This window comes from Rhizobacter sp. Root1238, from assembly GCF_001425825.1.
Classification (GTDB): domain Bacteria; phylum Pseudomonadota; class Gammaproteobacteria; order Burkholderiales; family Burkholderiaceae_C; genus Rhizobacter.
This window is the reverse complement of record NZ_LMDM01000020.1, coordinates 1-14063: the sequence shown is the minus strand read 5'-3', so window position 1 is coordinate 14063 and position 14063 is coordinate 1. Positions and strand designations below refer to the sequence as shown.

At 70.0% G+C, this 14063-nt stretch carries 9 protein-coding genes; 3 read left to right on the top strand and 6 right to left on the bottom strand.

The window, feature by feature from the left end:
• Window positions 1–84: 84 nt before the first annotated feature.
• Window positions 85–459: a DUF3597 domain-containing protein gene (locus tag ASC98_RS15680; RefSeq protein ID WP_056809147.1), complete on the bottom strand. Its 375-nt coding sequence runs from the start codon at window positions 457–459 to the stop codon at window positions 85–87.
• Between the two features lie 142 nt (window positions 460–601).
• On the opposite strand from ASC98_RS15680, the gene ASC98_RS15675 reads away from it, so the two are divergent.
• Window positions 602–1756, top strand: a complete 1155-nt coding sequence (locus tag ASC98_RS15675; protein WP_056809150.1) for an Ig-like domain-containing protein — start codon at window positions 602–604, stop codon at window positions 1754–1756.
• Window positions 1757–1768: 12 nt separating this feature from the next.
• On the opposite strand, the gene ASC98_RS15670 is transcribed toward ASC98_RS15675, so the two are convergent.
• From ASC98_RS15670 to ASC98_RS15655, 4 genes are all read right to left on the bottom strand, one after another.
• Window positions 1769–3706 carry a hypothetical protein gene (locus tag ASC98_RS15670; protein WP_157597973.1) on the bottom strand — a complete coding sequence of 646 codons (1938 nt, stop codon included), beginning with the start codon at window positions 3704–3706 and terminating at the stop codon, window positions 1769–1771.
• Window positions 3707–4075: 369 nt separating this feature from the next.
• A complete protein-coding gene (locus tag ASC98_RS15665) occupies window positions 4076–6745 on the bottom strand; it encodes a glycoside hydrolase family 9 protein (protein ID WP_056809154.1) in 2670 nt (889 codons plus the stop codon).
• Window positions 6746–6765: 20 nt separating this feature from the next.
• Window positions 6766–7356, bottom strand: a complete 591-nt coding sequence (locus tag ASC98_RS15660) for a LemA family protein (RefSeq protein ID WP_056809156.1) — start codon at window positions 7354–7356, stop codon at window positions 6766–6768.
• Between the two features lie 15 nt (window positions 7357–7371).
• Window positions 7372–10050, bottom strand: coding sequence for a glycoside hydrolase family 48 protein (locus ASC98_RS15655; protein ID WP_056809158.1), 2679 nt, complete (start codon window positions 10048–10050; stop codon window positions 7372–7374).
• 495 nt (window positions 10051–10545) lie between these two features.
• On the opposite strand from ASC98_RS15655, the gene ASC98_RS15650 reads away from it, so the two are divergent.
• Both ASC98_RS15650 and ASC98_RS15645 read left to right on the top strand, forming a co-directional pair.
• Entirely contained in the window at window positions 10546–12690 is a 2145-nt protein-coding gene (locus ASC98_RS15650; RefSeq protein ID WP_056809160.1) for a phosphocholine-specific phospholipase C, read from the top strand.
• Window positions 12691–12761: 71 nt separating this feature from the next.
• Window positions 12762–13544 (top strand): ABC transporter ATP-binding protein, encoded by a 783-nt coding sequence (locus ASC98_RS15645; protein ID WP_056809162.1) that lies wholly within the window; start codon window positions 12762–12764, stop codon window positions 13542–13544.
• Window positions 13545–13841: 297 nt separating this feature from the next.
• Here ASC98_RS15645 and ASC98_RS31725 read toward each other — a convergent pair.
• On the bottom strand, window positions 13842–14063 hold a 222-nt coding region (locus ASC98_RS31725), incomplete at both ends, for a porin (RefSeq protein WP_235581285.1).

The following is a 14063-nucleotide window of genomic DNA, read 5'->3' as shown; positions in this document are numbered from 1 at the left end:
CCCCGCCGGGGGGCCGGCCGGCGTACCCGCCGGACGAGGGGTCGTCATGTCGCCCGGATGCCAATCCGGGGAGCGGCGCCGCCCTCACCCCAGCAAACTCGCCGGCACCTTCCCCCCGTTTTCCGCCAGCTTCTTCATCACCTGCTTGTGCAGCCAGATGTTCATCGTCGCGGTGTCGCCGGTATCGCCCGTGTAGCCGAGTTCGCCGGCCAGCTGCTTGCGTTCGGCCAGGCTCGATTCCATGCCGACCAGCTTCATCAGGTCGACGATCGACGTGCGCCAGTTCAGCTTCTGCGACGAGGCCGCGGCCAGCTTCGTCAGCACCGCCTCCACATCGACCTCGCTCATCGCGACGGGTGCCGCGGCGGCCGGTGTGGCCGGGGTCGGCGCCTGCGCCACCGCGGGCGCCTCGTCCTTCTTGCCGAAGATCGCGTCCTTGATCTTGCTGAAGATGCTCATCGTGGGCTCCTGTTCGGGTTGAGGGGTGCCGACCCAGTCTAGGCGCTGCGGCTCGCCGATCAAAGCGTAACGGCCCGTCAGCGTGTCAGACAGGTTGTCGCCAAGGTGACAGAATCGCCCGTCGCAAAACATGCCCCCGCCCATGACCCGAACCGTCAGCGCCACCCGCGCCCTGCCCGCCCTGCTGCTCACGCTGCTGCTCGTCGCCTGTGGCGGCGGAGGTGGCGACAGCACCAACGACAACGCCCAGAAGCCCGCCCCACCCGACCTGTCGGCCTCCAGCCCGTCGACCGCCGACACCCAGCCGCCGGTCGTCTCCGCATCGGCCACCGTGTCCACCGACGCCGTGGTCCTCGCCGCGCTCGCCACCGACAACGTCGGCATCGCGTCGGTCAGCTTCCTCGTCGATGGCAGCGCTATCCAGACCGGCAGCGTGCAGAAGTCGCCGAGCGACGGTTCGTACACGTCGTCGCTGCCGATCGGCCTGATCACGAGCGGCACGCACAGCTTCGTCGCGGTCGCGGTCGATGCCGCCGGCAACAGCACCACCTCGGCCGCGGCCGGCTTCACGGTCGGCAACCCGGTCAGCGCGCCCGGCAGCAACGACACCGTGCCGCCCACCATCACCGCCGCGGTGCAAGGCAACTTCGGCCTGGTCAAGCTGACGGCGATCGCGAAGGACGAAACCCGGCTGTTCGGCGTCGACTTCATGGTCGACGGCAAGCTCACCGGCTCCTGGGCCTCGCTGCACTACATCAGCACCGATCCGGCCGACCAGTACTACGTGCTGTTCGACACGACGACGCTGTCGCCCGGCGCACACACCGTCGTCGCCCGCGCGCGCGACAACGCCAACCACGCGACGCTGGCGGAACTCGTGCTGAACGTCGACCCGGCCGCCGGCCTCGCCGAGACGGAGCCGAACAACACGCTGGCCACCGCCAACGCGGTGGCGTCGGTGCAGCTCCCGATCTACGGCACGCTGAAGAACGAGACCGAACTCGTCGGATCCACGAAGATCGTGCACACCGACAGCGACTACTACAAGCTGACGATCCCGGCCGGCCAGACGCTGACGGTGCGCATGCTGACACCGCAGCACCAGTTCTTCTCCGTCTCCATCGTCGACGCGAACGGCGACAAGCTCTCCGGCGATGCCGCATGGCCCAGCTCGGGCGAGGTCAGCGTGGCGTACACGAACGGCGCGGCCGCGCGCGACGTCTGGATCCGGCTGTCGAGCGGCCCGCTCGACTTCGAGACGCGCGACCAGTACACGCTGACGCTGAGCCTTCAGTAGCGCGAACCGGCGTCAGTCGTCGCCGGCCAGCGCAGCGTCGGCCGCCAGCGCCGAGCGCAGTGCCGCCGTGTTGCGCCAGTCGGACTGCAGCACGTCGTTGCCGGCGGCCTTGGCCGACGCGCCGGCGCTGTTCGCCCGGCGCTGCCACAGCGGGCTGATCCAGCCTTTGCCCATCTGGTCGCCCAGGCCCGGGTCGTTGTCCTTGCCACCCTGGATGTCGCGGCGCGCGTTCTTCACGTTCACCGCGCTGTACTGCGTCATTGCCGAATAGAGGGCGATGCCGCCGGCACCGGCCGCCAGCATCACCTGCCCCCACGCCGGCAGGCTGCTGGTGCCGCTGATCGGCTTGTGGGCCTGCGCGCGGTCGTGCGATTGCGCGGCCAGGTGCTTGTTGACCTCGTACACCGCCATGTTCACGCCGCGCCCGAGCAGCAAGGCGCCGGCGCCGCCCAGCACGCCGAAGGTGAACTGCTGCGACAGGCGCTGCCCGACCTGCGCCGAATACTCCAGCGGCGAACGCAGCTTGGCCCAGCCCTCCGACCACGCGAAAGCCACCGCGGTGTTCTGCATCGCCTTGCCGAACAGCTGGCGTGCGAAGCCGTTCTCCTCCAGCCCGCCCAGGTTGCCGTCGGCGATCTTCTGGAGATCGCTGTCGCAGTCGGCGATCTCCGCCGCGAGGTCGGTGGCCACGCGGTCGCCGGCCTCGGGATCGGTGCCCGGCGCCGGCGGCTGCGCCTGGCGCGCCGCAAGCCGTGCCTGCAGTTCCTTGCGGTGGCTGTCGACCATCGCGCTCACGCGGCCGGCGATCAGCATCTCGGGCTCGACGACCAGGCCCTGCAGCTTCTTCGGGTCGATGCCGGTCGGCCGGATCGGCTGGCCGGCGTTCCAGTCGGCCTGCCCTTCGGCGTTGAAGATGTCGCCGTACAGGATGCCCAGCCGCATTTCATCGGCCTGTGCGGTGCGCTCGTCCTGGCCGGCCCCCACGTGCTGGCCGAGCAGCGCGCCGAGCGCGATCGCGACCGACACGCCGGTGATGGCCGCCGCCGGCACGTGCTTCGACTGCATCGCCGGCGCCAGGATGCCGCTCAGGCCGCGCAAGGTGCGCCAGAACACCTGCGCGTCCGTCGAGTTCTTCTGGCGCTTCTGCATGCCTTCGAGGCGCAGGCCGTCCAGCACGAGCCCGGCCGCCTGCACGGCGCGAGCGGTCTGGTCGTTCTGGATCTTCTCCAGGTCCCGGTGTTCGTCGGGGGTCAGCGCGCGCAGGAAGTTCCGCAGCTGTTCTTCGGTGGGTGCCGCATCGGCCGGCAGCGCGTGCTCCGGATGCCGGCTCGCCAGGTCGCGCAGCAGGTCGCCCATCGCGGTGGCATCCTTCTGCGCCAGGGCTTTCAGCGCCACGAGATCGGCCTCGATCTGCTGCAGGGTCGTGCTGGCCTTGATGTTGCCGGGCATCTTGCCCATCGGCCCGCCCTTCTGCCGCATCACGGTGATGGCCGAGACGATCGGGGTCTGCAGGCCCGCCGTCACGAAGGGCTGCGCCGCCAGCGCCGCGACGCTGCCGCCCAGCACCTTGGTCGGCGTGCTCTCCAGCGCCGCGAACGGGATCGCACCGTACAGCACCGCCTGGAACAGCGAGCCGCTGCTGGGGATGTAGCGCCCGCCCTTCGTCGCCATGTCGTCCATGGCCTGGATCTTCGCGTCGGAGAGTTGCAACGCCTCTTTCAGGAACCGGCGGATCACCGCGGGCGACAGCAGCTGGGCCAGCTGGTCGTGCGAAGGCGTCGTGCCGTCGCCGCTGCCGGACGCGAGCGGGTTGTGGCGCACCTGGTTGACGAGGGTCGCGGCGGCGCTCAACTGCGCGTCGCCCGGCGTGGTCGCGCGCTGCGCGGCGAGCTTGCATTCGAAATCGGGCAGGTTGCGCGCGAGGCTCACGTCCACGGGCGGCGACCCCATCGTGCCCAGCGCGGCCAGGTTGGCTGCCTGGCGCGGGCGCGTGCCTGCAGGGGCGCGCGGTGGACGCGAGACCGGAGGACGGTCGCCGTCGAGCGATCGCGGGGACGACCGCGTGCCGGTGTCGGGTTGATGAGGTTGGTCGGACGGGGTCCTGACCGAGGGCGCGCGGCTGGGCGTGGCGGTCAGCTTCGGGAGCGTCGGCATCGACATGGTGTGGAACGCGAGAGTGATCGAATGGACGCACTGTCTTCGGGCGTCGGTGTCACCTTTCCGGGCGCGCCGAAGCCCCTGTCGCGAATGCGAAGCCCGGTCGGCCGTCGACGGGCCGAACCGGGCGTTTGTCATCCAGCCGTCACGCCGGGCATCGCGTCACTGCGCCGTCACCACGGCGATGCTGCAGTCGCGCCCCTGGACCTGCACGTTCGATGGAATCGGCCGTGCGCCGCTGTACGCGAGCTGCATCCCGAAGTCGACCGCACTGCCTGCCGCCACCGTCGTGTTCCAGTCCGCCGGCCGGACGGTGATGGTGCGCGCACTGGACGTCACCGCACTGCTCCACGAGTTGGTCACCGTGAAGTCGCTCGATTCGGTCCACGACAGCTGCCAGTTGCTCAAGGCCTGCGTGCCGGTGTTGCTCAGGCGGATCGCCACCACCTGCCCCGCGCCCCAGTCGTTGCTGACGTCCAGCCTGACCGCGCACGAGCCGACCGGCGGCGTCGTCCCCTGCTGCGTGGTGGCCGACACGGTGGCACTGGCGGCGCCCTCCCCGCCCGCATTCGCGGCCGTCACCTGGTACCAGTACGTGGTGTTCGCCGCGAGGCCGGTGTCGGTGTAGCCCGCCGTGGTGGGCGACCCGACGGCGCTGAAGCTGCCCGCCGCCCCGCTGGCCGAGCGCTTCACCGAGTAGCTCGTCGCGTTCGCCACCGCCGTCCACGCGAGCGTCACCGACCCGGCCCCGCCGGTGGCCGTGAGCCCCTGCGGCGCGGCCGGCGGGAGGACCGGGCTGCCGCCGCAGGCCGGCGGTTCATTGCCGAAGATCTTCACGCCATTGGCGTACACCGGGATCGCCAGCGTCTTGACCGTGCTGCCGGCCGCCAGCCCCGCATACGACGGGTCGTTCGCCGGGTTCCAGTACGCCGTTCCCGAGGGCGCGGAGAAGCGGAACTGGATCTCCTTGCGGTGCGCCGACTGCCCGCCCGGGTAGATGTCGGTGCCGGTGAAATCGGCGACGGCGTAGTAGACGTTGCTGCTGCCGCAACGGAACGGCCCGCTCGCCGTCCCACCCTGCGAGTAGTTCGTGCTCAACGCGATCGCCGAGGCCGGCACGCCGGCGGCGATCACCTCGCCCAGGTCGACGTAGTAGCGCAGCGACAGCTTGTCGCCGTGGCGCGCCGGCCAACCCGAGCGGTTGTTCAACAGCGCCTTGATCTCGGTGTAGATGCCGCCCGAGCTGTTGATGCCAGCCTCGACGAAGAACTCGTCCTCGGTGGCCACCTCGCGCGGCGGGAAGTCCGCGAGCGGCGCACCGCCGGGCGCGAGCTCGTTCATCTTCGCCAGCACGCCGGTGAACGCGGCGTTGTAGTCGGTCGCGACCTCGTTCGACACGTAGTTGCCGATGTCGTCGCTGTACGAATCGTCGGCGCCCGGCCCGCCCACCAGCGCGCCGTACAGCAGGTGGCGATGTTTCGCCGGCGTCGCCTGGCTGTCCAGCCACGAGCCGTGCGCCGTGCGGTGGTGCGGATGCTGCGGCGGGTTGGCGCCGAAGCCGATCAGGTAGCTGCCCTGGCGCGGGTTGTCGCCCAGCGCGTAATTGACCTGGCGCGTCGCGAAGTCGCGGTAGCGCTGCTGCTTGGCCGCGTCGCCCACCACGTCGGCATAGGCGAGCGCGATGAAGGCCTCGTTCATCGCATAGCGCAGCGAGCCCCACTGGTCCAGCCAGGCCAGGCCGCCCGGCGTGTAGGTCACGCGTTGCCCGTCGGAGGTGCCGGTGGTCCAGTAGTCGAGGTTGCGCTCCAGCGCGTCCTTGTAGAGCGCCTTGCCGGTGCTCTCGGCCAGCATCAGGTAGACGCCGACGAGCTTGCTGTCCCAGCCCAGCGTCCACTTGTACGGCAGGTAGGCGGTCTGCCCTTCGGTGCCGAAGCTGCTCACGAACGACTCGGCCTTCTGCAGGTAGGCCGCCTCGCCGGTGGCGCGGTACAACCAGGCCGCCCCCCAGGCCAGCTCGTCGTAGTAGCCCGACCAGGAGTTGTAGTAGTTGGCCGCGTCGGTGACGCAGTCGGAATACTTCGCGCGCACCGTGTCGGCGAAGGTGTACAGCTGCCGCGCATGCGTCAGCAGTTGCGCCGCGTAGGTGGGGTCGCTGGGCGAGAACAGCATCGACGCGGCCGCCATGGCTGCCGCGGTCTCGGCCGCCACGTCCGATCCGCCGCAGCTGGCCGTGATCTTGTAGCTCGGTGCCGCCAGCGGGTAGACCTCGACCGGGCCCCACCAGCTGTGGTCGGTGCCGCCGTTGCCCACCTGCACCACCAGCTCGTTCGGCGCGGTGTGCGCGCGCATGAAGTAGTCGTTGACGAAGCGCAGGTTGGCCAGCAGCGCGTCGTACTGGCCGGCGGCCTGGTAGCCGGCCTTGAAGCGCAGGCCGCCCCACGCGAGCTGGGTCGCGCTGAAGGCCATCGGGAAGCCGAACTTCACGTGGTCGCCGGCGTCGTACCAGCCACCGGTCAGGTCGCGGCCGATGTCGCTTCCGTCGGACAGGCGCGAATCGCCGCGCCAGCTGGTGACGCGGTTCCAGGCCGGCAGCTTGCCGGACTGCTGCGCTTCGTAGAACAGCACCGATTTCTGCAGCGCCTCGGCATAGTTGAAGTGCGGCGCGGCCGACGGGGCAGCCATCGCGCGGGCATGCGACTCACCACGCGTTGCCGTGTCGTCGGGCGCGGGGGCGTCGCCGCCGCCGCAGGCACTCAAGGCAAGCGCGATCGCGGCCGCGGCGCTGCGGGTCAGGGCCGCGCGCCGCGGGCGCTGGAAGAGGTTCTCGTTCATGGTCGTCTCCCTGGATCAGGTCAGAGGTGGGTGGGCACGCTGGCATAGCCGGCCAGGCGGGCGGCGATGGCATCCGGCATCGACCGGGTCAGCGCGTTGTAGTGGTCGGCGAAACGGCTGTAGCGCTCGCGCGCCTGGGCCAGCTGGGGTTCCGACTCCAGCAGCTGCCGGTGCAGGCCCAGCACCGCGGCGTCATCGCGCAGCGCCGGCTGCCGCTGCGCCGCGAGCACGAGCCGGAACAGCAGGCCGGTCAGTTCGCCCTGGTTGCGCTTGAAGGCATCGAGTGCACGCGGGTCGTCGAGCAGGCCCGGACTGCCGGGCAGCGCCGCCGCACGCGCCAGCGCGCCGCGTGCCGCCTCGACCAGTTGCGGGTCGAGGTCGGGCGCGTGGCCGGCCGCCTGCAGCGCCGGTACGGCGAGCCGGTGGCGTTCGGCGTAGATCCCGCCGATCTCGTCCCACGCGGCCGTGCTGGCCGTGCGGGCCTCGCCAAGGCGGATCACCAGGCGCGAGCCCCAGGCCGTGGCGCCGGCCGCCAGCGCCAGCCCGAGGGCCAGCGCGGCGAACCGGCCCCGGGACAGGCCTGGGGGCGATGCGGTGTGAAGGTGGTTCATCGCATCCCCCTGTCGTCACTTGATGGTGACCGTGCAGCTGTGGCCTGCCAGCGCCAGCCCGGTGGGCATCGGCTTGGCGCCGCTGTAGCCGATCTGCATGCCGAACTCGACGCTGCCGTTCGGCGACACCGTGCCGTTCCAGCCGGCCGGCGTGGCCACCACGCCGCGGCCGTTCTTCGTCACCGTGGCACTCCAGGAATTCGACAGCGTGAAGTCGTTCGACTCGGTCCAGCTCAGCGACCAGCCGGTGATCGGCGTCGTGCCGGTGTTGCCCAGCTTCACCGTCGGCACCTGGCCCGCGCCCCAGTCGTTGCTGGTGTCGAAGCTGATCGTGCAGTCGGCCACCACCACGTCGTTGTCGACCTCGGTGGCGGTGACGACGGCGCCGGTGTGGCCAGTCGCCGCCAGGTTGAAGCTCGCGCTGCCGTTGGCCTGGTCGGCATCCTCGGCGGCGGCGATCACCAGGTTCTGCGGCACGTTGTAGTTGGCCGGCGTGAAGGTCAGCGCGGTGCTCGCGGTGCTCAGGTCGGCGTCGCCGCCGACGGCCTTGCTCACCGTCACCGTGACCGTTCCTGCCGGCGCCTGCGACAGGCTGACGCCGACGCTCGCGCTGGCGCCCTCGGCCACGCTCAGCGTGCCGGCGCTCAGCACGATGGCCGGTGTACCGCCGCTGCCGTCGCCGTCGATGTTCGCGTAGTCGTTGAAGGCCATCGCGATGTCGGCCTGCGCCCAGAAGCGGTGGTAGACCCAGTCGGGCGACGCGCCGCCGGCCAGGTAGGCCTGCAGCTTCGGCCACTGCGGGTCCTGCTGGTACTTCGGCCGCAGGCTCAGGAAGGTCGCGTTCGAATCGATGGTCGCCCCCTGCGCGTTGGTGCCGGTCCAGCCGGAGGGCACGTAGACGCCCGAGCCGGTGGCCGCGTCGTAGGCGTCGTCGAAGCGCAGGTAGTCGGTGCGCTTCTCGGCGATGGCAATGCCCTTGGTGTCCTGGTAGCGCGTCCAGGCGCGGTCCAGCAGTTCCTTCGCCAGCGTCCTGGCGGCGGCGTTGCCCGACTTCGCGGCGTAGTGGATCAGCGTGCGCGCGAAGGCCGCGGTGGTGCCGATGTCGGTCGTGCGATCGGCCACCGTGACGCGCAGGTTGGCGTTCGCGCCCGGCGCCGCCGGATTCCAGGTGTCGGGCTGGCCGCTCCACTTCAGCGTGCTCGGGACGGCGTAGCTGCCGTCGGCGTTCAGCAGCGTCTGCGCCGAGGCCCAGGCCACCCACTTGTCGAGCAGCGCCTTCGCCTTCGCATCGCCGCTCGCGCGGTAGTACTCGGCCACCCGCTGCATCGACCACACCTGCATGCCGAACCATTCGTTCGAACCCGGGTCGTGGTAGACCGGGTTCTCGTCGTAGGCCATGCCGTAGAACGTGGCCGTGCCGGCGGGTGGCGCGCCGTAGTTGCCGCCCCAGCTGTTGGTGGCACCGCCGGCGATCGCGCCGTCGGCCGACTGCAGCCAGCGGTAGAACTCGAGCTGGCGCGCGAGGCTCTTGCCCCAGTCGCCGGCCGCCGTCGGGGAGCCCGGCTTGAAATCGGCCTGCGTCGACAGCGCCCAGGCCGCGAGCGGATTCTGGTAGCCGAAGTGGTTGTGGCTGGAACCGATGCGCCAGGCCCAGCCGGCGCTCGTGTCGGTCGCGCCGCCCCAGGCGTAGTACCAGCTCATCAGGTAGGTCTGGTTGTCGCGAAAGCCGTTCGCGTCCGGCTGGCCGGTGCCGGCTGCGCAGGTCTGCGCGCCGACGCAGTTGCCGATCTTCTTGAAGTACTTGTCGAACATCGAGTACCGCAGGTAGTCGCCCATGCGGGCCGCCTTCTTGACGAGGTCGGCCACGTCCGCGCCCTTGCCCTGCGCCTTCGCCCACACCGAGGCCCAGTAGACGGCCTGGATCGCGCGCGCATCCGCATCCGGCGCATTGGTGTAGCGCCACTGCTTCGCATAGCTCTGGTCGCCGATGAACAGGCTCAGGAAGCCCTGCGTGCCGCCGCTGCGGCCCCAGCGGAAGGTCTCGCACGAGGGATGGGGAATCGTCTCCCACACCGATTCCTGCGGCCCGCGCTGGAAGGTGTTGATGTAGGCCGGCTTGGTGCTGCCGTCGCCGCAGCGGCCGTAGCCGTACCAGTTGTCGACGTCGGTCAGCCAGTGCATGCCGTAGATGTCGCGCGTGCCATAGGCCGTCGCGAGTTCGGTGGCGATCGGGTCCTGCCCCGCCGTCGCCGCGTTGTCCAGCGGCGCCGGGTAGTCCTTGGGCAGAGGGAACTCGCCGGCATAGGTGGCCGGCTTGGCGGGGTTGTAGAAGCTGTTGGTGGGCTGGTCGGCCGTGGGCGGGATGATGGTCTGTTCCATCTTCGCCCAGGCGGCCTTCAGCGGCGCCCAGTCGCCGGTGACGCGGCCGTACTGCGCCTCCAGCCAGAGCCAGAAGCTGTAGGCCTCGGAGGTCGTCTCATGGCCGTAGTCCGGCGCCTCGACCATCAGCGTCTCGATCGAGTGGTAGGGCACGCCGTCGCTGCTGAAGTAGCCGTTCGCCGGGTCCTTGATCTTGTTGTACTGCGTCAGGAAGCGCTGCGTGTACTCGGCATCGGCCGCGCGCGCCGGCGCGGCGAGCGACAGGGCCAGCACGGCGGCCGCAATGGCCGACAGAAAGGGAAGTCTGCTTTTCATCGAAATGTCTCCTGTTGTGAAAACGTTTTCACTGCAATGAAACTGCGGTCAAGCGCACAGCGCCGCCGCGGCGCCAGGGCGCAGCGGCGGGTACAACGATTCGCGGGTCGTTCGAGCGCGTCAGGACGGGCTGGGGATGCCCGGGCGCTCTGGGGTGGCCGATGGCCGGCGGGGGGACTGCAACTGCATCATTCCGTGTCTCCTTTTCCTCGGCGCGGCGGTCTCGCGACGGCGCGCCGTTGATGTTCTGGACGGTCTGTCTACAACTGCTGTTGAAATCGATTTCAACGCAACCAGTGTGCGACGGGTCGTGCGGTCGCGGCATCCGGGTTAGCCCCATCAGATGCAACCTTTGCATATCCCATGACGCGGGCACATCCTCGTTTCACGACGATGACGGCCCGTTGATCGACTGATCCGATCAGCTACCCGGCACGACACCGTGCTGTCATGCGGCCCGCTTACGGTGAGCGTCCCTTCCAGGAGACCCTCCGCATGACAGACATCGATCGACGCCAGGTCCTCAAGCTCATCGGCGCCAGCGGCCTCGGCGGCGCGCTGCCCGGCAGCATCGCGAATGCACTGGCCGTGCCGGCCCATCACCGCACCGGCACCATCGAAGACGTCGAGCACATCGTGATCCTGATGCAGGAGAACCGCTCGTTCGACCACCTGTTCGGCACGCTGCGCGGCGTGCGCGGTTTTGCCGATCCGCGGGCGGTGACGCTGCCGTCGGGCAAGCCGGTGTGGTACCAGCCGACACCGACCGGCACGCTGCTGCCGTTCCGCCCGCCGGTGGCCGATGTCGGGCTGACCTTCCTGCCCGACCCGCCGCATGGCTGGAACGACACGCATGCGGCCTGGAACGGCGGCCGCTTCGACCAGTGGGTACCGAACAAGGGCGCGGTGACGATGACGTACCACACGCGCCGCGACATCCCGTTCCACTACGCGCTGGCCGATGCGTTCACCATCTGCGACGCCTACCACTGCTCGGTGATGGGACCGACCGATCCGAACCGCTACCACCTGTGGACCGGCTGGGTCGGCAACGACGGCCGGCAAGGCGGGCCGGTCATCACCAACGCCGAAGCCGGCTACGACTGGACCACCTTCCCCGAGCGGCTGACGCAGGCCGGCATCGGCTGGAAGGTCTACCAGGACATCGGCGTGGGCCTGAACGCTGCCGGCTACTGGGGCTGGACCTCGGACGCGTACATCGGCAACTACGGCGACAACGCGCTGCTGTACTTCCACCAGTACCAGAACGCCGCCGAGGGCTCGCCGCTGGCGCTCGGGGCGCGCACCGGCACGCAGGTCAACGCGCTGAACCGCGACCCGGCGCGCCTGTTCGACACGCTGCGCGAGGACGTGCGCAGCGGCCGGCTGCCGGCGGTGTCGTGGATCGTCGCGCCCGAGGCCTTCAGCGAGCACCCGAACCACGCGGCCGATTTCGGCGCCTGGTACAGCTCGCAGGTGATCGACATCCTGGCGTCGAACCCGGACGTCTTCGGCAAGACGGTGCTGTTCATCAACTACGACGAGGAAGGCGGCTTCTTCGACCACATGGTGCCGCCGACGCCGCCGTTCGCCGGGCATGGCGGGTCGACGGTGGACACGATCAACGAGATCTACCCGGCCGGCGATGCCGCCCACCCGAGCGCGCCGTACGGGCTCGGCATGCGGGTGCCGATGATCGTGGTGTCGCCGTGGAGCAAGGGCGGTTGGGTCAACTCGCAGGTGTTCGACCACACGTCGGTGATCCGCTTCATCGAGGCGCGCCATGCGAAGGCGCATCCGCAACTGGTCGAGACCAACATCACGCCGTGGCGCCGTGCGGTGACCGGCGACCTGACGTCGACGCTCGATTTCTCGCGCCCCGACCGCGACCGCGTGCGGCTGCCGAGCACCGCCGGGCTGATGCCGGCCGACCTGGTGCGGCATCCGGATTACACGATCGTGCCGCCGGCCTCGCCGGTGCTGCCGGTGCAGGAGCCCGGCGTGCGGCCGGCGCGCGCGCTGCCGTATGTGCTGCATGCCGACGGCGCGGCGAACACCGCGGCGGCGTCGTTCCAGCTGAACTTCGGCAACACCGGCAAGGCGGCCGCGGTGTTCCATGTGCGATCGGGGCTGGCGTCGCAGGCGCCGCGGAACTTCACGGTCGAGCCGCAGCGATTGTTGTCGGCCAGCTGGGCGGCGGCGACCGATGACGGCTCCTACGACCTGTCGGTCAGCGGGCCGAACGGCTTCCTGCGCGCGTTCAAGGGCAAGGTGCGGGCCGACAGCAGCAAGCTGCTGGTTCGCGCGAGCTACGACGAAGGACGGCTCGGCATCACGCTGACGATCACCAACCTCGGGCTGCAGCCGGTGAGCCTGCGGATGCGCGACGCGTATGCCGGCGGCGAGCACCACGAGCACCAGGATGGCCACGGCGACGGCCGCTGGGGCGACCGGCTCCAGGTCAACCAGTCGACCTCGAAGTACTGGCCGCTGGAGCGCAGCCGCGGCTGGTACGAGCTGGAGATCACCGTCGACGGCGATGCGGCCTTCGCCGCGCGCTTCGCCGGCCACATCGAGAACGGCGACGACAGCATCAGCGATCCGCTGATGGGACGGATGCGGCCGGGTTCGCGCCCCTGACGCGCCGCGCAGATAAGCAAACGCGAAAAGCGCAGTTCACGGCGACTGCCGCTGCCGCCAGGATCCTGCACATGGCGCACACCGGCACCCTTCGAATCCAGCACCTGAGCAAGCAGTACGAGGTCCAGGGCGGCCCCCTGCCCGTGCTCGACGACATCACGCTGACCGTCAATCCGGGGGAGTTCGTCAGCATCGTCGGCAGCAGCGGCTGCGGCAAGTCGACGCTGCTGCGGCTGATCGTCGGGCTGGAGGAGAACTACCAGGGCGAGGTGCTGCTCGATGGCGAGCGCATCGTCGGCACCAGCCTGGACCGCGGCATCGTGTTCCAGGAGCACCGGCTGTTCCCGTGGCTGACGGTGGAACAGAACATCGGGCTCGGGCTGCTGAACGGCGAGCTCGGCGAGAAGCAGAAGGCCGACACGGTGCGCGAGCACATCGCGCTGGTCGGGCTCGGCGGCTTCGAGACGGCGTGGCCGCACCAGCTGTCGGGCGGCATGTCGCAGCGCGTGGCGATTGCGCGCGCGCTGGTCACCCGGCCCGAGGTGCTGCTGCTCGACGAGCCCTTCGGCGCGCTCGACGCGCTGACGCGCGCCCACCTGCAGCAGGAGCTGCACCGCATCTGGCAGGCCGAGGGGATCACGATGATCCTCGTGACGCACGACGTCGAGGAGGCCGTCTACCTCGGCGACAAGGTGGTCGTGATGGAGCCGCGGCCGGGCCGCATCCGCCGCATCGTGCCGGTGGAGCTCGACCATCCGCGCGACCGCGTGGGCCTCGCGTTCTCGCGGGTCAAGGAAGACGTGCTTGCCCAATTCGCACGCGAGGCGGAACCCGACCGACTCGAACCACGGTGACCAGCAAAAAGCCCGCTCAACGAGCGGGCTTTTTGTTGTCGAGCGTTCAGCGAGACAACCCCAGCGGCCGCCGCGGAACCGGCTTTGCCGGGCCGCTGGCGGCGCCCCCTTGAGGGGGAGGCGCGTGAGCGCCTCGGGGGTGGGACATCAGAAGCTGTGGCGGATGCCCGCTGTGAACTCGGTGATGTTGCGGTCGTCGGCAGTCGTCAGGCCGGCCGGGACGGCGCTGGCCCAGCGGTCGGCGTAGCCGTCGCCTTCGTTCTTGAAGCGGGTCACCGCGCTGTACAGCGCCGTGCNGGCAGTCGTCAGGCCGGCCGGGACGGCGCTGGCCCAGCGGTCGGCGTAGCCGTCGCCTTCGTTCTTGAAGCGGGTCACCGCGCTGTACAGCGCCGTGCGCTTGGACAGGTCGTACTGGTAGCCGACGCCGAAGGCTTGCGTCTTGCCTTCGTTGACGTTCTTGGCCTTGTTCTGCACGTACTGCGCGCGCACCAGGTTCTGGCCGAAGCGGTAGTCGCCGCC

Bases quoted from the DNA above. Each gene is read 5' to 3' on its own strand.
- ASC98_RS15680 (WP_056809147.1), bottom strand. From the start codon at position 459: ATGAGCATCTTCAGCAAGATCAAGGACGCGATCTTCGGCAAGAAGGAC.
- ASC98_RS15675 (WP_056809150.1), top strand. From the start codon at position 602: ATGACCCGAACCGTCAGCGCCACCCGCGCCCTGCCCGCCCTGCTGCTC.
- ASC98_RS15670 (WP_157597973.1), bottom strand. From the start codon at position 3,706: ATGGGGTCGCCGCCCGTGGACGTGAGCCTCGCGCGCAACCTGCCCGAT.
- ASC98_RS15665 (WP_056809154.1), bottom strand. From the start codon at position 6,745: ATGAACGAGAACCTCTTCCAGCGCCCGCGGCGCGCGGCCCTGACCCGC.
- ASC98_RS15660 (WP_056809156.1), bottom strand. From the start codon at position 7,356: ATGAACCACCTTCACACCGCATCGCCCCCAGGCCTGTCCCGGGGCCGG.
- ASC98_RS15655 (WP_056809158.1), bottom strand. From the start codon at position 10,050: ATGAAAAGCAGACTTCCCTTTCTGTCGGCCATTGCGGCCGCCGTGCTG.
- ASC98_RS15650 (WP_056809160.1), top strand. From the start codon at position 10,546: ATGACAGACATCGATCGACGCCAGGTCCTCAAGCTCATCGGCGCCAGC.
- ASC98_RS15645 (WP_056809162.1), top strand. From the start codon at position 12,762: ATGGCGCACACCGGCACCCTTCGAATCCAGCACCTGAGCAAGCAGTAC.